Raw genomic sequence first — 17,744 nt, forward strand, 5'->3', positions numbered from 1 at the left:
GGCACATGCGGAAGACAGCCGTCGTCACGGCCGGTACGGCCGGTATCGGCCTGGAGACGGCGCTGGGACTGGCCGCCGCCGGGTACGCGGTCACCGTGGTCGGCCGCGACGCCGACCGGGGCGCGCGGGCGGTCGCCCGGATCGACGCGACGGACCCGGCGCACCGCAGCCGGTTCCTGTCCGCCGACCTCGGCTCGCTCGACGACGTCCGCGCGCTCGCCGACCGGATCACCGCCGACCACGCCGCCTGCGGCGACCCGCTGACCGTTCTCGTCAACAACATCGGCGCGATGTTCCCCGAGCGGCTGACCCTGGACGGCGTCGAGGCCTCGTTCGTCGTCAACCACCTCTCGCCGTACCTGCTGACCGAACGGCTGCTCCCCACCCTGACCGCCGGCGCGCCGAGCAGGATCGTGAACGTGACCTCGGGAGCGGTCGCCCTCGCCAAGCGGCGGTTCGACGCCGTCGAGCCGCCCGGCGGCTACTACGGCTTCCACTGGTACGGCCGCGCCAAGCTCGCCAACCTCGCCTACACCCTCGACCTGGCCGCGCGCCTGGACGGTACGGGCGTCTCGGTCTTCGCCGCCGACCCCGGCGGCGCCGCGACCGACATGACCAGCGGCACCATGACCGACCCGAAGATCGTCTCGCCGGCCCTGCGGCTGCTGTGGCCCCTGGTGCGCCGCAGGTTCGAACGCTCGACCTCGGGCCCGGCCTCGGCGGCCGCCAGGCCCTCGATCGCCGCGGCCACGGACGAGACCCTGACCGGCCGGACCGGCCTCCTCATCGGCGCCCAGGCCCGCCCGGTCGCGCCGCCGCGCGCGGCGGCCGACCCCCGCCTCGCCGAGGCCGTACGCCGCCTCAGCGAACGGCACGCGCCGGTCACGACCACCTGACCGCCTCCGCCGGGGCGCCGGCGGAGGGATCATCCGGATGGGCCATCCGGTTAGCATGTCCCCATGACGACGCCCCTGCGCAAGGACGCGGCCCGCAACTGGGACCGCATCGTCTCCGTCGCCCGTGCCCTGGTCGACCAGGGCGAGCCGCTGCAGCTCAACGACGTCGCCCGCCGTGCCGGACTCGGCGTGGGCACCGTCTACCGGCACTTCGCCACGCCCGAGGCCCTCCTGGAGACCGTCGCCACCCCCTGCCTGGAAGCCCTGGCCGCCCACGGGGAGCGGGCCCTGGCCGACAGCGACCCCCGGCGCGCTCTCGAGGGCTTCCTGCTCCACACCGTCGAAGCCCAGGTCGGCGACGCCTCCCTGGCCCCGGTCACCGCCGCACCCGCGGACACCCTTCCCCGCACCACGGAACTCAAGGCGTCGCTCCGAGCGGCCGGCACCGCCCTCCTCGACCGGGCCCGCGAGGCCGGAGCGGTCCGCGCCGACCTCACCCCGGCCGACCTCGTCCCGCTCATGTGCGGCATCGCCCACGCCGTCGACGTCCACGGAGGCACGCCCGCCGACCGGATCGACACCGCCCGCCGCTACCTGGCCACCGTGCTCGGGGGCCTGCGCGCCGCACCGGCGAACGCCTGAACCGCCCCCGCCCCCGCACGGCCGCCCACCTCCCGCGCGCCCTTCGCACCGGAACCGGCGACCCGGACCCGGGCGTCCGACCTCCCGGGGCGCCGTCGTCCGCCGCCGGGAGGGGTTTCGGATCGTGAGGATCGTGCTGTGGGCCGTCGTCGGGGTGCTGTTCGCGCTGCTACCGCTCGCCCACTGGCTGCTGCGCGCCCGTCCCACGCCGCTGAGGGCACCCGTCGCCGCCGTACTGGTGCTCTGGCTGGGGCTGGTGCTCGCGGTGGCGTCCGACCTGCTGCACCCGCGCAGTGAGGCCGAGCTCTACCTGCTCTACACGCCGCTCGCCGAACTGGCCGTCCTGCTCGGCCTGCGGCTGGAGCGGCGGATCGCCGGGCCGGGTACGGACCGCCCGACCGGCTGGTCCCGGGCGGCGGGCATCGCCTTCCACGGCCAGCTGGCCCTCGTCCTCACCGCCACCCCGCTGCTGGCGCTCGCGGCCTTCCACGAGGCGGACCTCCCGTCCGCGAAGGCCCTGCCGCAGCCGCCGCCCGGCTACACCCTCCTCGACACCGACAAGGGCTGCGGCAACGGCAGCGGCGCCTCCTGCTGGCGCACGCTCTACCTCACGGGCCCGCCCGACGTGCCGACGGCGGAGGCCGCCGACCGGCTCCGGCCCCGGCAGCGGTGCGAGACGAACGGCTGGCTGATCGACCGCCGCGACCTGTGCACCCAGGTGAGCACCGACGGCGCCGCGATCGTCTACCGGGTCCACCTCAGCGGCGGCCTCTAGCCGTTCCGTGAGGGCGGGGACGCGGCCCGGCCCGGCGGGTGCCACCGGCCGGGCCGGGTCCATGAACCGGGGGCCCGGCCGATCAGGTCCAGGGCAGCTGGCCGGCGGCCCGCCGCAGGGTGCCGCGGAGCTGTTCCATCGGGCGCTGCTGTTCGCCGTGCAGGGCGTTGAGGACCACGAGCGCGCCGGTGAACGCCGGGACGGCCCACTGGACGCAGCGCAGCTGGCGGCGGGCGCGCTCCAGGTCGACGGGGTGGTGGGCGGCCTTGTCGCGTTCGCGGGGGTCGGGGGAGGTCGCCAGGCGGACCTTCGCGCCGAGGACCCCGGCCCAGGCGGTGGTGGCGAGGGCGGCCGCGGTGCAGGCGGTCTTGGCGACCGTGGAGGCGGCCAGGCCCTGCTGGAGCGGGACGCGTGCGGCGTTGACGGCCAGCAGGCCGCCGGTGCCGACCATGTGGACGCCGATGGCCACGAGGTTCACCGGAGCCCAGCGGGTCCAGCCGGTGGAGGCGATCCGGTCGGCGCCCTCCCGGGAGCCGCCTTCCGCGGCCGCCGCCTCGTTGAGGGCCACGGCACCCATCAGCGCCCCGCCGAACCACGCCGCCAGCCCCAGGTCGTGCATGCTGCGCAGGACGGTGTTCCGTTCCGACATCCCTGCCTCCTCGCTCGGGTGCCGGAGAGGCCGGCACCCGCCTCACGCTTCCCGGACCGGCAGGGCGCCACCATCGGGGCTGCGCTGTTGGAGGGCAACCCCCAGCCCGGGCGGACAGCGGACAGCGGACGGCGGGCAGCGGACGGCGGACGGCCTACGGTTGTGGCGGAGGCGCTCCCCGGGCTTCCGGTGGCGGTTGGCGGTGTCACGGCCGGCCGCCGCGGCGCAGCGGCCCCCAGGGGCCGGGCTGGCGCGTGACCTCGTGCTCGGCCTGGGCGATGACGTCGGGGCTGATGCGGGCGAGCGGACGGGCGTCGGTGAGCAGCGGCTCGTTGTCCGGTCCGCGGCCGGTCTCCGTGCCGGTGAGGATCCAGGGATGGACACCGGGGGCCTTGTCGCGTCGCAGGTGGCAGTAGTCGTACAGGCGGCGGGCGACCCACAGGCGCAGCGGGCGGTCCTGCCACCAGTCCTCGACGGCGAGCGGGGTGACGGACAGCCCTGGCAGCGGGACGCCGGTGAGGTCGTCGAGGCTGCGGCTGCCGTCGGTGAGGTCGGTGTCGGGGCCGCGGGACCAGCGCACGTACAGCCGGTCGGGGTGGGTGCGCAGGAGGTCGGCGAGGGCGTCGAGGGTGGTGATGTCGGGGTGGGGGTAGCGCGGCATGGTCGTGGGCCCGCCGGGGGAGGGCCGGCCGGCCCCGGGGAGGGGTGGGCTGGCCGGCCGGTGGGCGGCGGCGGGTCGGTCAGTCGGTGGAGATGGCCTCGAGGAGGTCCCCGGCCTTGGCGTCGGGCAGGGCGCGGGCGACGTCGGCCAGGGCGACGATGCCCACCAGCCGGTGGCCGTCGATGACGGGCAGCCGGCGCACCTGGTGGGAGCCCATGGTGCGCAGGATCTCGTTGGCGTCGTCGTCGGCGCCGATGGTGACGGCCTCGCCCTGCGCGAGTTCGCCGGCCTTCACCTGGGCGGGGTCCTTGCCGGCCCCGAGGACCTTGACGACGATGTCGCGGTCGGTGAGGACGCCCTTGAGCCGGTCGTCGGTGCCGCAGATCGGCAGGGCGCCGACGCCCAGCTCGGTCATCTTCTTCGCGGCCTCCAGGACGGTCTCCTGCTCGCCGATGCACTCGGCGCCCTCGGTCATGATCTCGCGGGCCGTGGTCATGGTGTTCTCCTCTCGTCACACGGGTCTCCGGACGCACCTCGCCGGACAGCGCGGGGCCCGCGGCCCCGCGGCGGCGCTGTCGGTGCCGTCCGCCCTCTCGCCAGCTCGGCTGCCCACCGGAGCCCGGGTCATGCCTCCCGGCCCTGCCTTCCCGGCAGCTGCCGCCCGCCCTGCCGCCGGACACCCGGGAAACGGCCGGAACGGGCCGCGCCCGGCCCCGGCCGGTGACCGGACTCCGACTACGCTCGTCCCTGTCCGCCCGACCCGAACCGGAGCCCGGAACCGTGCGACTGCTCGTCACCTCCGACACCCACGTGCCCACCCGGGCGCGGGCCCTGCCGGACCTGTTCCTGCGCGCCGTCAACGAGGCCGACGTGGTGTTCCACGCCGGGGACTGGGTCGACACCGCCACGCTCGACCTGTTCGAGGCCCGGGCCCGGCGGCTGGTCGCCGTCCACGGCAACAACGACGGACCGCAGCTGCGCGAACGGCTGCCGGAAGTGGCCCGGGTCGAAGTGGAGGGCCTGCGCTTCGTGGTCGTGCACGAGACCGGCCCCGCCCGGGGACGTGAACAGCGGTGCCGCTCACGGTTCCCCGACGCGGACGTCCTGGTCTTCGGCCACAGCCACATCCCGTGGGACAGCCGGGGCCCGGGCGGACTGCGGCTGCTCAACCCCGGCTCGCCGACCGACCGGCGCCGCCAGCCCTTCGCCACCTACCTCACCGCCCGGGCCCACGACGGCCACCTCACCGAGGTGCGCCTCCACCGGCTGCCGCCGCGCTCCTGACCTGCCGGGACGGCCGTGACGCCGAAGCCGTCGGCCGGCCCGGCCGCGCCCGCTGCTCGCGGGGCGGCCGGCGCCCGCCGGACGGCGCTCGACGAGCAGGCCCGCGTCAGCCCGGACCACGAGGAGCCGGATGCGCGGCCGGACGACCGGCCTGAACCCGCCCGGCCGGGGTAGGCGCGCCCTCGACGGGCGGTCGGGCGCACGGCGCGGCCGGTCGACCGGCAGAGCAGGAGTGCACAGGGACAGGAGGTGACCGCTGTGTCGAGCACGCGGCTGTACCGCGCCGGGCCCGCCCCCGGAGTGGACGGATCGGGCCAGGAGCCGGTGGGTGAGCTGGTGAAGCGGGCCTCGCAGCAGCTGACCGAGCTGGTGCGGGACGAACTGCGCCTGGCGCAGGCGGAGATGAAGGAGAAGGGCCGGTGCTACGGCAAGGGCGGAGGCCTGTTCGGCGGCGCCGGGCTGGCCGGGTTCCTGATGGCGCAGGCGCTGGTCGCCACGGTGATCGCCGCACTGGCGGTCGCGCTGCCGGTCTGGGCGGCCGGGCTGATCGTCACCGCCGCGCTGGGTCTGGTCGCCGCAGTGCTGGCCGTGAGCGGGAAGAAGCAGGTCGACCGGGCCGGGCCGGCCCTGCCCGAGCGGACCGTCGAGAACGTGAAGGCCGACGTGGCCGAGATCAAGGAGAGGGCACACCGATGACCCAGCCGCCGTACGACGAATCCATCGCCTCCAGCCCGGAGGAGCTGCGTGAACAGGTCGAGCGGACCCGGGCCGAGCTCGGAGGGACGATCCAGGCGCTCGCGGCGAGGACCGACGTCCGGGCGCGCGCCCAGGAGAAGGCCGCCGAGGTCAAGGAGCAGGCCGCCCACAAGGCCGGGGAGCTGAAGGCGAAGGCCGCCGAACTGGCCCACCAGGCGCAGGACCGGCTGCCCGATCCGGTCAGGCACAAGGCCGCCGAGGCCGGTCACCTGTGGGAGGAGAAGGTGCCCGAGCCGGTGCGGGAGAAGGCCGCCCGGGGGGCGCGGCTGGCGCGGGCCAACCGCACGGTGCTGGTGGCGGCGGCGGGGGCGGCCGCCGTGGTGTGGCTGGTCTGCCGCCGCCGGAGGGGGTGAGCCGGGTGAAGGCCTCGAAGATCGCCTACAAGCCGGTCGGGCTCGTCCTCGGCGCCCTCAGCGGCATGGCCGCGGGAGTGCTGTTCAAGCAGGCGTGGAAGGCGCTCGGCCACGACGAGGACGCCCCGGACGCCACCGACGAAGCCCGCTCCTGGCGGGAGGTGCTGCTCGCGGCCACGCTCCAGGGCGCGATCTTCGCCGGGGTCAAGGCGGCCGTCGACCGCACCGGCGCCACCGCCGTACGCCGGATGACCGGAACCTGGCCCGGCTGAGCAGCAGCCGCTGGACGTCGGACGGCAGGTGTGCACGGCTCCCGCTGGTGCACACCTGGCCCCGGCGGCACCGGAGGAGCCGCCGGGGGCGGGGCGGGTCACTCGCAGGCGGTGCCGTCGCCGTCGCGGTCGAGCCCGGCGCGGTAGCCGGGCTCGCCCCGGTGCAGCGGGGCTGCGCCGGCGGCCTTCGCCGCGCTGCAGTTGGCGTAGTACGCATCGCCGCCGCCCCCGCCGGAGGACGAGCTCGACCCGCCGCTGGAGGAGGTGCCCCCGCTGCTGCCGCCGGTCGATCCGCCCGTCGATCCGCCGGACGAGCTGCTGCCGCCCGTCGATCCGCCGGACGAGCTGCTGCCGCCCGTCGATCCGCCGGACGAGCTGCTGCCGCCGGAGGAACCGTGGGCGGGACGGGTCTCGCAGGCGGTGCCGTCGCCGTCGGAGTCCAGGCCCGCGCGGTAGCCGGCGTCGCCCCGGTGCAGCGGTGCCGCGCCGCCCGCCCACGCGGCCGCGCAGTCCGCGAAGTACACGTCGGCCTTCGGCGGGGCGGCCTCCGAAGGGGCGGACGGCTGCGCCGGCACGGGCGTCTGGGTCGGCGTGGGAGTCGGGGTCGCGGTGGCCGTGGCGGTCGGGGTCGGAGCCGCGGTCGCGGTGCCCGGCGAGGCCGAAGCCGAGGCAGAGGGGGAGGGGGCGGTTGCCGTGGCCGCGGCGACCGGACGGGCGGTGTCCGGCTTCTTCGGGTCGGCGACCACGGCCGCGAACCAGATCAGGCAGTAGAGGCCGCCGACCACGCTGACGGCCACCTTCGCCGGACGCCGCCACGGCGAGGTCCACAGCAGGACCAGGCCCACCGGCGGCAGGAAGACGAGGGCGAGGACGATCACCGCGGGTCTGCGCCACCACGGGCGGGCGCCCGCGCGCGCGGGTGAAGGCGGAGGGAAAGAGCTGGTCATCGGTGAATCAAATCATCGTCCCTGCGCGGCTCGTACCAGAATTCATCACGTTTCAACTACATCTGCGGCACCCCGTCCGGAGTAATAAGGTGCAGGGGTGATCGAACTGGTGATCTTCGACTGTGACGGCGTGCTGATCGACAGCGAGCCGATCGGCGTCGAGGTGGACAAGGTGGCGATGGCGGCGCTCGGGCTGCCGATGGGCGAGCAGGAGATCGTCGAGCGGTTCGTCGGGCTGTCGCAGGGTGCGAAGACGGCGGCGCTGGAGGAACTGCTCGGGCGGGAGCTGCCCGCCGACTGGTGGGAGGAGTACCGGCCGCTGCACACCCGGCTGACCGAGGAGCGGCTGGGCCCGGTGGACGGGATCGTCGAGGCGCTGGAGCGGATCGACCTGCCCGGGTGCGTGGCCTCCAACAGCAGTCACCGCTGGCTGCGGCGGGGGCTGGGCCTGACCGGGCTGTACGAGCGGTTCGCCGGGCGGATCTTCAGCGGCGCGGAGGACGTGCCGCGCGGAAAGCCCGCGCCGGACCTGTTCCTGCACGCGGCCCGCACGCTGGGCGCCGACCCGGCCCGCTGCGTGGTGGTGGAGGACAGCCCGCACGGCCTGAGCGCGGCGAACGCGGCCGGCATCCCCGCCTTCGGCTACACCGGCGGCGTCAACTCCGCCGACCGCCTGGCCGGCCCGGGCCGGATCCTGTTCGGCGACATGCGCGAACTGCCCGGCCTGCTCGCCGCGCACGCCCACTGACCCGACCGGGGCGCTCGGCGGGCGAGACGATCGGACATCTTCTGAAGACTGAAGGATATTCAGCGGCTCGTTCGATCTTCCTAGGGTTGAGGACATCAGGAGCCGGGCCGACAGGGACCGGACCGAGCGAGAGGCAGTCCTCCCATGCGCGCAGTCATCCAGAAGTCCTTCGGCGGCCCCGAGGTCCTGGAGGTGGTCGAGACCGAGCGGCCCGCCCCGCTCGGCGGCGAGGTCCTCGTCCGGGTCCACGCCAGTGGCGTCAACCCGGTGGACGTGGCGGTCCGTTCGGGCGCCTACCCGCTGCTCGGCGAGCCGCCGTACGGGGTCGGCTGGGACATCTCCGGTGTCGTCGAGGAGGCCGGTCCCGGGGCCCGGTTCAAGCCCGGTGACGAGGTCTTCGGGATGCCGTTCTTCCCCCGCGCCGCCACCGGCTACGCCGACTACGTCGCCGTCCCCTCGCGGCAGGTGGCCCGCAAGCCCGCCACGCTCGACCACGTGCAGGCCGCCGCGCTCCCGCTGGCCGCGCTCACCGCCTGGCAGGGCCTGGTCGACGCGGCCGGGCTGACCGAGGGTCAGCGCGTCCTGATCCACCGCGCGGCCGGCGGAGTCGGCCACTTCGCCGTCCAGATCGCCAAGGCCCGCGGCGCCCACGTCATCGCGCTGGCGAGCGGGGCCAAGCACGAGTTCGTGCGCGGCCTGGGCGCGGACGAGGTGATCGACTACCGGACCACCGACTACACCGAGGCGGTCGCCGACGTCGACGTCGTCTTCGACTCCTCCTCCGAGGGCACCCGGGCCCTGGAGGTGCTGAAGCCGGGCGGCGCCCTGGTCAGCATCATGGAGCACTGGAACACGGAGCTCGCCGCGAAGATCGAGGAGGCCGGCCGGCGCTTCGCGGGCGTCTCCGTCGAGCCCGACTACGCCTCGCTGGAGGCCATCGCCGCTTTGGTCGACGAGGGCCGGATCCGCCCGCACATCGCCGGGACCTTCCCGCTCGCGGAGGCCGGCAAGGCGCACGAGCTGGTCGGCTCGGGCCGGGTGCAGGGCAAGGTCGTGCTGACCGTCGTCTGAGCCGCCATGGGGACGGACGCGGCGCCGGGCCTCCGCCCGATCGGGGGACGGGCGGATGCCGGGCGCTGCGGGCGGGGGCGGGAGGGAAGCCGGCGCGCGTCGGGCCGGCGGCCGCCGGTAACCGCGCCGGGAGCCGGTGGCGGCAGCCCCTAGGGTGGGGGCGAAACCGCGGCGGACCGTGGACGGACGGAGAACGGGGGAAGGTCGTTGGACATCCTGACCGAGGCGCTGAGCTCGATGCGGACGGGGCTGCCCACATCGGTGCGCACCGAGGGCCGGGCCCCCTGGGGCCTGCGCCTGCCGCCGGTCGCCGGAGCCGGCTTCCACGTGGTGCTGCACGGCACCTGCTGGCTGATCCCGCTGGGCTGCGCGTCCAGCACCGAGCCGATCGCGCTCAACCCGGGGGACGTGGTCTTCCTGCGGGACGGCAGCGGCCACATCCTGGCCGACCACCCGTCCACCCCGGCCGAGCCCGAGCGGCCCGACCAGTACCGCCCGACCGGGCCGATCGGCACCGTGACGCTCGGCGGCGACGGCGCCCGCACCAGCCTGCTGTGCGGCAACTACCACCTGGACAAGGGCCGTCCGCACCCGCTGGTCCGCCAGCTGCCCGAGGTCGTCCACCTGACCACCGGGCACGGCCGGCACCCCGAGCTGAGCGCCGCCGTCCAGCTGCTCGGGGCGGAGCTGGAGAACCCGCGCCTCGGGTCGACCGGCATCGTCCCGGCCCTGATCGACTCGCTGCTGCTCTACATCCTGCGGGCCTGGCTCGACGACCGGCCCACGGCGGCCGCGGCCGGGTGGGCGGCCGCGCTGGGCGACTCCGCGGTCGCGCCGGCCCTGGCCGCCATCCACGAGGACCCGGCGACCCCGTGGACGGTGGAGTCGCTGGCCCGACGGGTGGGCCTGTCCCGGGCGGCCTTCGCCCGGCGGTTCACCACGATGGTGGGCGAGCCGCCGATGGCCTACCTGACCCGGTGGCGCCTGACCACCGCGGCCCGGCTGCTGCGCGAGTCGCAGGCCCCGCTGACCGCGGTGGCCGCCCAGGCCGGGTACGGCTCCGAGTACGCGTTCGCGAAGGCGTTCAAGCGCGAGTTCGGCCAGGCGCCGGGCGGCTACCGCCGCGAGCTCAGGGCCGCCGCCTGAGCCGCGGACGCCCGCACCCGACCACGGCGGCGTTGGTGAACGTGCCTGCGCCGTAAGGGACTTGGACCGGTATCTGGACCGGAACCGGCGCGGGCCCCCCGTGCGGTACGGGGCCCGACGCCTGCGGCGGGCCCGGTGGCCGTTGGGTCCGGGGGCGGGTGGGCCGGATGCCGGGTGGTGCCCCGGAGGGGCGGTCGGCTCCGTCTGGAGGCCCGGTGGAGGTTTCGGATGGGGGGCGCGGCGGTCTGCTGTACTCCCTGTCGTCGGGCCTGACCGGGCCCGACACGACGATCCGAGGGCTGGTCACCCGGGGTGCGACGAGGTTCCGGGTGGCGAGGGCCACCGAGGGAAAGCAGGCGGCAGCATGCGAGGTATCACTGTGGGGGCCGGTCGCGGACGGGCGAGGCTCGCTGTCATCGCGGCGGGGGCGGCGGCCGTGGTGGTGGGCGGGCTGGTCTCGGCGCAAGGCGCTTCGGCGGGCACCGTGCACCCCACCGGCTACACCTGCCGCAGTGACCAGACGGGCAGCTACGCCGCTGTGGCGTTCGGGGTCTCGCTCGACTCCTGCGCGCTCGGGAACGGGTACAACGGGGTCGCGGCCCGGGTGGGGGTCCACAACTCCAACGGCACCCTGGTCGACGTGTGCGCCCACGCGGTGGACCTGGCGACCGGAGCGTGGGCCTACGACTACCAGTGCAAGGGCTGGAGCGGGGCATCCGGCACCCTGGACTTCCCGTACCACAGCCTGCCGACGGGCAAGTACGTCATCTCGGTCGGTTTCTGGGCCAACAACCCCAGCGGTGGCCTGACGTACTACGGGGACGTGCAGAGCCCCCAGATCAACGTGACGCCGTGACCCGTGCCTGAGCATCCCCCGGGGCCGACGGAAGGCGCCCGGCCCCGGGGGCATCGGGATCATGATGCACGCCCGCCGACCGGGCCCGCGGGGCGCGCCGGTGGGCCTGCCCGGCCCGGTGCGGGCCCGGCTCAGCCGGTGCCGTCCGCGTGGATGGTGAAGACCCGGTCGAGACCGACGAGGGCGAGCACGCGCAGCGTCCTGGCCGGTACGGCGCTCAGGGCGAGGTCCGCGCCGACGGCGTGGGCGAGACGGAGGGCCGCCAGGAGGGCGGTGATGCCGCTGGAGTCGCAGAAGTCGAGACCGGCCAGGTCGATGACCAGGCGCTGGCCCTCGTCCAGGGTGAGTTCGTCGAGGTGTCGGCGCAGCTCGGGGGCGTGCTCGTAGTCGAGGTCGCCGGTCACCCGCAGGACGGGGCCGGCGGCGGCGTCGTGCCGGTTGACGGTCAGGCTCATGGCGTGGAATGGGTCGAGGGGGCGGGAGCGGGGCGGGCGGCGGGGACGCCCAGGGCCAGCAGGGCGGTGTCGTCGTCCAGGCCGTCGCCGAAACCCTTGAGCAGGATGGTCAGGGCGTCGATCATCTCGCCGGGGGAGGCGGGTGCGTGGTCGGCGGCGAAGGCGAGCAGGGCGTCGTCGCCGAAGAGGCTCTCGCGGGTGGGGCCGGTGCGGGCCTCGGTGAGTCCGTCGGTGTACAGCAGGAGGCAGTCCCCGGGACCGAGGACCGTCCTGGCGGTGGTGAACGGGGCCTCGGGCAGGATGCCGACCAACAGGCCCCCGGGGGTGGGGAGGAACGCGCTGCTGCCGTCGGCGCGCAGGACCAGGCTCGGCGGGTGTCCGCCGGAGGCGACCCGCACGCTCACCCGGCCGTCGTCGCCCTCGCGTTCCAGGAGGCCGAAGACGGCGGTGCAGTAGCGCGGGTCGCCGGCCGCGGCGTAGTGCTCGTGCAGGACCGCGTTCAGGGTGGACAGCGCGGCGGCGGGCTCCGGGTCGTGGAGGGCCGCGGCCCGCAGCGTGTAGCGGGTCAGCGAGGTGAGGGAGGCCGCCTCGGGCCCCTTGCCGCACACGTCGCCGAGGAAGAACGCCCACCGTCCCCCGCCGACGGGGAAGAGGTCGTAGAAGTCGCCGCCGAGCCGGTCGGGGGAGGCGGTGTGGTAGTACACGGCCGCCTCCAGCCCCGGGACGGCGGGCAGCGAGGAGGGGACGAGCGACCTCTGCAGGGTGGCGAGGGCCTCGGCCAGCCGTTGCCGGTCGTGCTGTGCCTGCCGCAGGGCGGCCTCGGCGGCGGCGCGGGCCTGCTCGGCCTCCTCGCGCCGACGCAGGAGCTCGGCCTCGTAGGCCCGCCGGTCGGAGGCGTCGGTGACGGTGGTGCGGATCAGCAGCGGCTCCCCGCCGCTGCCGTGCCTGATCACGGAGGACACCAGCACCGGCAGCCGGCCGGCGTTCCGGTGCTGCGCCCCCATCTCCAGGGCGATCCCGCGCACTTCGCCCTGCATGCGCAGCAGCGGCGCGAAGTGCGTCTCGTGGTAGAGCTTCCCGCCCACGGTGAGCAGGTCGGTGAAGCGCATCCGGCCCACCACCGCGGCGCGTTCCAGGCCCAGCCAGCCCAGCAGCGTGGCGTTGATCCGGGCGATGGTGCCGTCCATCAGAGTCGACAGGTAGCCGCAGGGCGCCTGCTCGTACAGGTCCTCGGCGCTGTCCTCGAGCAGCGCGGTGAACGCGGCGCGGGTGCTCGCGCTGTCGTCGAAGGGGCCCGGCTCCTCGCCGACCCTGCACATCACCGCAACCCTGCGAGGAACTCGAGGACGGCGTCGGCGGTGGCCTCGGGTGCGCTGAGCTGCGGGCAGTGGCCGGTGGCCTCGAGGGTGACCAGCCGGGAGGAGGGGACGGCGGCGTGCACGTACGCGCCGACCTCGCGGGGCGCGATCACGTCCTGGGAGCATTCCAGCACCAGCGTGGGGACCGTCACCCGCTTCAGGTCCTCGCGGCTGTCGGACAGGAAGGTGGTGCGGGCGAAGACCCGCGCGATGTCCGGGTCCGTGGCGCAGAAGCTGTTCGTCAGTTCCTGTCCGAGCTCCGGCCGCTCCGGGTTGCCCATGATGACGGGGGCCATGGTGGAGGACCAGCCCAGGTAGTTCGACTCCAGCGCGGCCAGGAGCTCCTCGATGTCCTCTGCGCTGAACCCGCCGCGGTACCCCTCGTCGTCGACGTAGCAGGGCGAGGGGGCGACCATCACCAGCGCACCGATCCGTTCCGGCACCGACTCCGCCGCCAGCACCCCCACCATCGCGCTCACCGAATGCCCCACGAACACCGCGTCGCGCAGGTCCAGCTCGCGGCAGACCTCCACCACGTCCTGCGCGTAGCCGTGGAGCGAGGAGTACCGCTGCGCGCTCCACGACGCCAGGTCCGATCCGCCGCACCCCACGTAGTCGAACAGCACCACCCGGTACCGCTGCGCCAGGGCGGGCACGACCAGGCGCCACATGTTCTGGTCGCACCCGAACCCGTGCGCCAGCACGACGGCGCGCCCGCCGACAGGTCCGACGGACGTCACGTTGTTCCTGCGGCGAGGGTCCATGCGGCCATCCTCGCATCAGGTCCGCGCCCGCCGGCCACCGCGCCCTCCGCCCCGGGCCCCGGCCGTCGGGGCGGCCCGCCGGCCGGCCTCCTGCGCGGTCCGGCGCTGCCCGGTCGCGGTTACGGCCGCGGATCGCGGGCCGGTCGCGGCCGGAGTTCGTCCTCCGCGGCGGGTTCCGGCCCCGCGGCGAGCTCGGGCTCCAGCCCCTCCGGGAGCCCCGCGGTCCGGAGTCCGCTCTCCCGCCGCCAGGCCTCGAACGCCCAGGCGGTCGAGGCGACCAGCGCGAGTCCGAGCAGCCAGCCGCCGAGGACGTCGCTGGCCCAGTGCACGCCGAGCGCGATCCGGGTCAGGCCCGTCCCGAGCACCGTCACGGCGGCGAGCGTCCAGGCCGCCGGGCGGGCCCGTCGGGGCACGACCGGGAGCAGTACGAGCAGCAGGATCGCGCAGGAGGCCATCGCGGTCATGGCGTGCCCCGACGGGAACGAGAAGCCGGGCGCGTGCGCGACCGGCTCCGGGAGGCGGGGCCGGACGCGGGCCACCGAGACCTTGACCAGCAGGCCGGTCAGGCCGGCGGCCGCCTCGGTGAGCCCCGCCCACAGGGCCAGCCGCCAGGCCCGGCGCACCAGCAACCAGCCGACGGCGCCCGCCACCAGCAGACGCATCGTGACCGGGTCCCAGATCCAGTCGCTCAGCACCCGGGTCGTCTCCAGCAGGAGCGGGTGGTGCCGGACGGCCTCGTTCAGCCGTACCGCGGCGCCGGCGTCCAGCTCCCGCAGCGGCCCCCAGCCGGCCTCGACCAGGACCAGCAGGACGGCGGTCGGCACCGCCGCCACGGCGAACGCCAGGACGGCCACGACCAAGCGTTCGGCGAAGCGCCGGTCGGCCCGGCGCCGGGTGGACCGCCGTCGGGTGAAACGGCGCCGGGAGAGCCGGCGCAGCGCCGGCAGCGGGGTGCGGGCGGGGCTCGGGTGCGGCCTGCGGTCAGCTGTCATCGCCCCTCGCCTGCCCAGGACCTGCGGAATCATCCTCGGGATCCGGCAGGACGGGCTCGTCGATGCCGGCCCGGTCGGCCTCCAGCTGCGCGGCGAAGGCGATCCCGAGGAACAGCGCGATCGCCGTCAGGTACGCCCACACCAGGAGCGAGATGATCACGCTGAGCGGTCCGTAGACCGCGTCGATCGAGTTGCTCAGCCGCAGGTACAGGCCGAACAGGGCGGTCAGCCCCACCCACAGCACCAGGTACACGGCGGCGCCGAAGGCCAGCCAGGTGTGACCGGGCTGTTCGCGGCGCGGGGCCCGGTGGAAGACGACGCTCGCGGACAGCAGGGCGAGCACGATGCCGACCGGCCATCGCAGGACCGCCCAGGCGAGGGCCTGCCGGTGGGCCCCCGGTCCGCCCGCCTCGACGACCGCGGCCGCGATCTCCCGGCCCGCCACCAGCAGGACGAAGCCGAGGCCGAGCGGCAGGCCGGCCAGCACGGCCATCAGCAGTCCGCGGCCGTACTTGCGGTGGAAGGGCCGGTCGCGTTCGATGCCGTAGATCCGGTTGGCTCCGCGTTCGATCTGGCACATCGCGGTGGTGACGTTGACGAGGGAGAACAGGGCGCCGCCCCACAGGGCGACGCTCCCGCCGCCCCCCGCGCGTTCGCGGCTGCGCCGCAGGACCTGGTCGACCAGGTCCGAGCTCGGGCCCGCGGTGAGCCGGGCGATGGTCAGCTCGGTGACCCGCCCGAGCCACTGGGTGTGCAGGACGGAGGAGAGGCCGACCACGGCGATCGCGAACGGCACCAGGGCGAGCACCGTCTGGAAGGCGAGGGCCCGGGCGTGACTGAAGCCGTCCGCGAAGCGGAACCGGAGGAAGGCGTCCCTGAGCAGCTGCCACCGACCGTACTCGCGCAGGGTCGTGACCGCCTCGTCGGCGGAGAGCTCCTCGGGCTCGCGGTCGCGGCGGTCGACGCGGGTCGCGGTACCCATCAGGCGCTCCGTTCGGCCGGGACGGGCTCGGTCCCGGCCCGTCGGGGGGCGTCGCCCTGCGGTGCGGCGACCGGGGACCCGGCCGGCGGGGGCCCGCCGTGCCGGGATCCGCCACCCGACGGTGTGTGGACCAGGAGGGCGGCGGGCCGGACGGACAGCCGCAGGGTGCGGCCCGGCGGCAGCGACTCCCCGTCGAGCTCGCGGGGCTGGTCGCGGTCGGCGGTGAGGTGGATCCGCCGGGCCTGGAAGTGTTCGAACGGCGCCGTCCCGCCCCCCGGGGCGACCCTCCCGGTGAGCAGCCGCGCCGCCGCTGCGGGCCAGCCGGCGAGGCCACGCGGGTGGACGAGCACGAGGTCGAGCAGGCCGTCGTCCGGCCGGGCGTCGGGCAGCAGCCGGATCCCGCCCTGGAGCGCGCCGACGTTGCCGATCACGGCCATCGCGGCCCGCCGGTGGATGGGGCGGCCGTCGTCCAGGGTGACGGTGAGCCGCATCCGGCGGTCGCCGAGGTGGCGGACCAGCGGGGGCAGGTAGGCGGGCCAGCCGAGGCGGTCCTTCGCGCCGCGGCTGGTGTCGGCCATCGTCGCGGCGTCGAGGCCGATGCCGGCCATGGCGCTGACCACCGTCGGGGGGACGCCGTCCCCGTCGGCCACGGCCAGGTCGATCCGGCGGGGGCCGCCGCCGAGGGCGTCCGACAGGGCCCGCGCCGGGTCCGAGGGCAGGCCCAGGTTGCGCGCGAGCAGGTTGCCGGTGCCGCAGGGGGCGATCGCCAGGGCGACGCCCGTCCCGGCGAGGGCGTGCGAGCAGGCCGTCACCGTGCCGTCTCCGCCGCAGGCCACCACCAGGTCGGCCCCGGCGGCCACGGCGTCCGCCGCGGCGCCCCGGCCGGGGTCGTCCACGCTGGTGGCGGTTCTGGTCGGGGCCGCCCAGCCGTGCTCGGCGAGGACGCGTTCGATCCGCCCGAGGGTGTCGTCGTCGACCAGTACGGGGTTGTGGACCACGACCGCCCGGCCGGCGACCGCCCGGCCGGCGACCGCCCGGCCGGCGGGCGCGCGGTCGGCGGGCGCGCGGTCGGCCCCGGCGGGCGGCGTGCTCCGCCCGCGGTCGGCGAGAAAGGCCCGCCACATGATCCAGAGCGTGGCGCCACCGTTCGCCAGCCCGGCCAGGACGTCGGTCGGGTGGTGCATGCCGCGGTACAGCCGGCTGAACGCGACCAGCACCGGCAGCAGCGCCGCCAGGACGCAGAGCAGCGGCCGCAGCCGCCCCCGCACGCGCGACGCGGCGAGGACGGCCAGCGCACCGTACAGCGCGACCGCCGCGCCGACGTGGCCGGACGGGAAGCTGGAAGTCGGCGGCGCGGCGTCGAGGTGCGGTGCGGTCGGCCGGGGCCGGTCCACGCACAGGGTGACCAGCAGGAAGACGGCGGACTGGGCGGCGACCGCGCCACCGAGGAAGGCCGCCTCCCGCCACCGCCGCCGGGAGCCGACCAGCAGCGCCAGCACCGCGACGCCCGCCACGGCCACCACGGTCCCGGTGCCGGCGAGGATCGAGAGCCACGCGGTGACGGTGTCGAGGGCGGGCCCGCGGCCCGCCGCGAGCCGGTCGGTGAGGCCGTTCTCCTCCGGCCGCCAGAGGTGCAGTGGCGGGTGGGTGACCGCGTGGCCGACCAGGACCATGAGCACCGTCTGGGTCACCAGTGCCGGTGCGATCGTTCGGAACGGTTGCCGTACCCCTGTCGTCACGTGCCCCGTCTGCCCGGACCCCGCCGTTTCATGGCCGGGCCGCCGACTTCCGGACGTTCTGAACCCGCTTCATCCGGTGAACCGGACATCACGGGGCCCGCGAGATCAAACGCCCTCTGAGACGCGGGCGCCCGCACCCGAGCACGGTGGCGCTGGTGAACGCGCCTGCGCCGTAAGGGACTTGGCCCGGAATCTGCGCAGCAGCAGCAGCCGGTGGCCCGGGCCCCGGCCGGCCCGGCCCGCGCCGGGTCAGGCGGCGGCGCCCAGGGCCTCCCGGAGGCGGGCGGCGTAGGCCCGGGGGTGGGTGGTGTTCCCGTTGTGGCCGCCGGGCAGTTCCAGCACCTCGGTGCCGAGGAGGTCGGCGAGGGCCAGCGCGCACTGGACGTCGAAGACCTCGC

21 protein-coding genes are annotated in these 17,744 nt (G+C 75.7%); 11 read left to right on the forward strand and 10 right to left on the reverse strand.

Features of this window, described 5'->3' with window-relative positions; translation table 11 throughout:
* Positions 1-5: 5 nt before the first annotated feature.
* The 3 genes from ACFY0X_RS16460 (at position 6) to ACFY0X_RS16470 (ending at position 2,313) form a co-directional block, all read left to right on the forward strand.
* Positions 6-896: an SDR family NAD(P)-dependent oxidoreductase gene (locus ACFY0X_RS16460; protein ID WP_387754749.1), complete on the forward strand. Its 891-nt coding sequence runs from the start codon at positions 6-8 to the stop codon at positions 894-896.
* A gap of 63 nt (positions 897-959) precedes the next feature.
* Positions 960-1,538 carry a TetR/AcrR family transcriptional regulator gene (locus ACFY0X_RS16465; RefSeq protein WP_387754752.1) on the forward strand — a complete coding sequence of 193 codons (579 nt, stop codon included), beginning with the start codon at positions 960-962 and terminating at the stop codon, positions 1,536-1,538.
* Between the two features lie 124 nt (positions 1,539-1,662).
* On the forward strand, positions 1,663-2,313 hold the full coding sequence (locus tag ACFY0X_RS16470; protein WP_387754755.1) for a hypothetical protein: 651 nt from the start codon (positions 1,663-1,665) through the stop codon (positions 2,311-2,313).
* 82 nt (positions 2,314-2,395) lie between these two features.
* Here ACFY0X_RS16470 and ACFY0X_RS16475 read toward each other — a convergent pair whose 3' ends face one another.
* From ACFY0X_RS16475 to ACFY0X_RS16485, 3 genes are all read right to left on the reverse strand, one after another.
* Positions 2,396-2,962 carry a hypothetical protein gene (locus tag ACFY0X_RS16475; RefSeq protein WP_387754757.1) on the reverse strand — a complete coding sequence of 189 codons (567 nt, stop codon included), beginning with the start codon at positions 2,960-2,962 and terminating at the stop codon, positions 2,396-2,398.
* Positions 2,963-3,167: 205 nt separating this feature from the next.
* Positions 3,168-3,623: a DUF6098 family protein gene (locus ACFY0X_RS16480; protein WP_387754759.1), complete on the reverse strand. Its 456-nt coding sequence runs from the start codon at positions 3,621-3,623 to the stop codon at positions 3,168-3,170.
* Between the two features lie 79 nt (positions 3,624-3,702).
* Positions 3,703-4,119 (reverse strand): CBS domain-containing protein, encoded by a 417-nt coding sequence (locus ACFY0X_RS16485; protein ID WP_387754761.1) that lies wholly within the window; start codon positions 4,117-4,119, stop codon positions 3,703-3,705.
* A 284-nt stretch (positions 4,120-4,403) separates the two neighbouring features.
* Between ACFY0X_RS16485 and ACFY0X_RS16490 the strand changes: the two genes are divergently transcribed.
* The 4 genes from ACFY0X_RS16490 to ACFY0X_RS16505 all read left to right on the forward strand — a co-directional run bounded on the left by ACFY0X_RS16490 (position 4,404) and on the right by ACFY0X_RS16505 (position 6,288).
* On the forward strand, positions 4,404-4,907 hold the full coding sequence (locus tag ACFY0X_RS16490; protein WP_387754764.1) for a metallophosphoesterase family protein: 504 nt from the start codon (positions 4,404-4,406) through the stop codon (positions 4,905-4,907).
* Positions 4,908-5,231: 324 nt separating this feature from the next.
* On the forward strand, positions 5,232-5,603 hold the full coding sequence (locus tag ACFY0X_RS16495; protein WP_387754918.1) for a phage holin family protein: 372 nt from the start codon (positions 5,232-5,234) through the stop codon (positions 5,601-5,603).
* The gene (locus ACFY0X_RS16500) at positions 5,600-6,016 is read left to right on the forward strand and encodes a DUF3618 domain-containing protein (RefSeq protein ID WP_387754767.1); all 417 of its coding nucleotides are present in this window, start codon (positions 5,600-5,602) and stop codon (positions 6,014-6,016) included. Before ACFY0X_RS16495 ends, ACFY0X_RS16500 begins: the two co-directional genes overlap by 4 nt.
* Before the next feature lie 5 nt (positions 6,017-6,021).
* Positions 6,022-6,288: a DUF4235 domain-containing protein gene (locus ACFY0X_RS16505; protein WP_387754770.1), complete on the forward strand. Its 267-nt coding sequence runs from the start codon at positions 6,022-6,024 to the stop codon at positions 6,286-6,288.
* Between the two features lie 98 nt (positions 6,289-6,386).
* On the opposite strand, the gene ACFY0X_RS16510 is transcribed toward ACFY0X_RS16505, so the two are convergent.
* Complete coding sequence (locus ACFY0X_RS16510; RefSeq protein ID WP_387754773.1) at positions 6,387-7,235, reverse strand: excalibur calcium-binding domain-containing protein; 849 nt, start codon at positions 7,233-7,235, stop codon at positions 6,387-6,389.
* Positions 7,236-7,332: 97 nt separating this feature from the next.
* Between ACFY0X_RS16510 and ACFY0X_RS16515 the strand changes: the two genes are divergently transcribed.
* The 4 genes from ACFY0X_RS16515 to ACFY0X_RS16530 all read left to right on the forward strand — a co-directional run bounded on the left by ACFY0X_RS16515 (position 7,333) and on the right by ACFY0X_RS16530 (position 11,056).
* Positions 7,333-7,983 carry an HAD family hydrolase gene (locus tag ACFY0X_RS16515; protein ID WP_387754776.1) on the forward strand — a complete coding sequence of 217 codons (651 nt, stop codon included), beginning with the start codon at positions 7,333-7,335 and terminating at the stop codon, positions 7,981-7,983.
* Positions 7,984-8,127: 144 nt separating this feature from the next.
* A complete protein-coding gene (locus ACFY0X_RS16520; protein WP_387754779.1) occupies positions 8,128-9,054 on the forward strand; it encodes an NADP-dependent oxidoreductase in 927 nt (308 codons plus the stop codon).
* A gap of 207 nt (positions 9,055-9,261) precedes the next feature.
* The gene (locus ACFY0X_RS16525; RefSeq protein ID WP_387754782.1) at positions 9,262-10,200 is read left to right on the forward strand and encodes a cupin domain-containing protein; all 939 of its coding nucleotides are present in this window, start codon (positions 9,262-9,264) and stop codon (positions 10,198-10,200) included.
* 364 nt (positions 10,201-10,564) lie between these two features.
* Complete coding sequence (locus tag ACFY0X_RS16530) at positions 10,565-11,056, forward strand: hypothetical protein (RefSeq protein ID WP_387754785.1); 492 nt, start codon at positions 10,565-10,567, stop codon at positions 11,054-11,056.
* A gap of 131 nt (positions 11,057-11,187) precedes the next feature.
* Here the strand turns inward: ACFY0X_RS16530 and ACFY0X_RS16535 are convergent, their stop codons facing one another.
* The 6 genes from ACFY0X_RS16535 to ACFY0X_RS16560 all read right to left on the reverse strand — a co-directional run bounded on the left by ACFY0X_RS16535 (position 11,188) and on the right by ACFY0X_RS16560 (position 17,298).
* Complete coding sequence (locus ACFY0X_RS16535; protein ID WP_387754787.1) at positions 11,188-11,511, reverse strand: STAS domain-containing protein; 324 nt, start codon at positions 11,509-11,511, stop codon at positions 11,188-11,190.
* Positions 11,508-12,830 (reverse strand): PP2C family protein-serine/threonine phosphatase, encoded by a 1,323-nt coding sequence (locus ACFY0X_RS16540; RefSeq protein WP_387754790.1) that lies wholly within the window; start codon positions 12,828-12,830, stop codon positions 11,508-11,510. The genes ACFY0X_RS16535 and ACFY0X_RS16540 overlap by 4 nt, the downstream gene beginning before the upstream one ends.
* Positions 12,830-13,633 carry an alpha/beta fold hydrolase gene (locus ACFY0X_RS16545; protein ID WP_387754792.1) on the reverse strand — a complete coding sequence of 268 codons (804 nt, stop codon included), beginning with the start codon at positions 13,631-13,633 and terminating at the stop codon, positions 12,830-12,832. The genes ACFY0X_RS16540 and ACFY0X_RS16545 overlap by 1 nt, the downstream gene beginning before the upstream one ends.
* A gap of 119 nt (positions 13,634-13,752) precedes the next feature.
* A complete protein-coding gene (locus ACFY0X_RS16550; protein ID WP_387754795.1) occupies positions 13,753-14,625 on the reverse strand; it encodes a phosphatase PAP2 family protein in 873 nt (290 codons plus the stop codon).
* Positions 14,615-15,607, reverse strand: a complete 993-nt coding sequence (locus ACFY0X_RS16555) for a YihY/virulence factor BrkB family protein (RefSeq protein WP_387754798.1) — start codon at positions 15,605-15,607, stop codon at positions 14,615-14,617. Before ACFY0X_RS16555 ends, ACFY0X_RS16550 begins: the two co-directional genes overlap by 11 nt.
* Positions 15,607-17,298: a diacylglycerol kinase family protein gene (locus tag ACFY0X_RS16560; protein WP_387754800.1), complete on the reverse strand. Its 1,692-nt coding sequence runs from the start codon at positions 17,296-17,298 to the stop codon at positions 15,607-15,609. Before ACFY0X_RS16560 ends, ACFY0X_RS16555 begins: the two co-directional genes overlap by 1 nt.
* Positions 17,299-17,744: the final 446 nt, after the last annotated feature.

It is taken from the genome of Kitasatospora sp. NPDC001547 (assembly GCF_042894165.1).
Taxonomy (GTDB): Bacteria; Actinomycetota; Actinomycetes; order Streptomycetales; family Streptomycetaceae; genus Kitasatospora.

Bases quoted from the DNA above. Each gene is read 5' to 3' on its own strand.
- ACFY0X_RS16460 (WP_387754749.1), top strand. From the start codon at position 6: ATGCGGAAGACAGCCGTCGTCACGGCCGGTACGGCCGGTATCGGCCTG.
- ACFY0X_RS16465 (WP_387754752.1), top strand. From the start codon at position 960: ATGACGACGCCCCTGCGCAAGGACGCGGCCCGCAACTGGGACCGCATC.
- ACFY0X_RS16475 (WP_387754757.1), bottom strand. From the start codon at position 2,962: ATGTCGGAACGGAACACCGTCCTGCGCAGCATGCACGACCTGGGGCTG.
- ACFY0X_RS16480 (WP_387754759.1), bottom strand. From the start codon at position 3,623: ATGCCGCGCTACCCCCACCCCGACATCACCACCCTCGACGCCCTCGCC.
- ACFY0X_RS16485 (WP_387754761.1), bottom strand. From the start codon at position 4,119: ATGACCACGGCCCGCGAGATCATGACCGAGGGCGCCGAGTGCATCGGC.
- ACFY0X_RS16500 (WP_387754767.1), top strand. From the start codon at position 5,600: ATGACCCAGCCGCCGTACGACGAATCCATCGCCTCCAGCCCGGAGGAG.
- ACFY0X_RS16510 (WP_387754773.1), bottom strand. From the start codon at position 7,235: ATGACCAGCTCTTTCCCTCCGCCTTCACCCGCGCGCGCGGGCGCCCGC.
- ACFY0X_RS16520 (WP_387754779.1), top strand. From the start codon at position 8,128: ATGCGCGCAGTCATCCAGAAGTCCTTCGGCGGCCCCGAGGTCCTGGAG.
- ACFY0X_RS16530 (WP_387754785.1), top strand. From the start codon at position 10,565: ATGCGAGGTATCACTGTGGGGGCCGGTCGCGGACGGGCGAGGCTCGCT.
- ACFY0X_RS16535 (WP_387754787.1), bottom strand. From the start codon at position 11,511: ATGAGCCTGACCGTCAACCGGCACGACGCCGCCGCCGGCCCCGTCCTG.
- ACFY0X_RS16540 (WP_387754790.1), bottom strand. From the start codon at position 12,830: ATGTGCAGGGTCGGCGAGGAGCCGGGCCCCTTCGACGACAGCGCGAGC.
- ACFY0X_RS16545 (WP_387754792.1), bottom strand. From the start codon at position 13,633: ATGGACCCTCGCCGCAGGAACAACGTGACGTCCGTCGGACCTGTCGGC.
- ACFY0X_RS16550 (WP_387754795.1), bottom strand. From the start codon at position 14,625: ATGACAGCTGACCGCAGGCCGCACCCGAGCCCCGCCCGCACCCCGCTG.
- ACFY0X_RS16555 (WP_387754798.1), bottom strand. From the start codon at position 15,607: ATGGGTACCGCGACCCGCGTCGACCGCCGCGACCGCGAGCCCGAGGAG.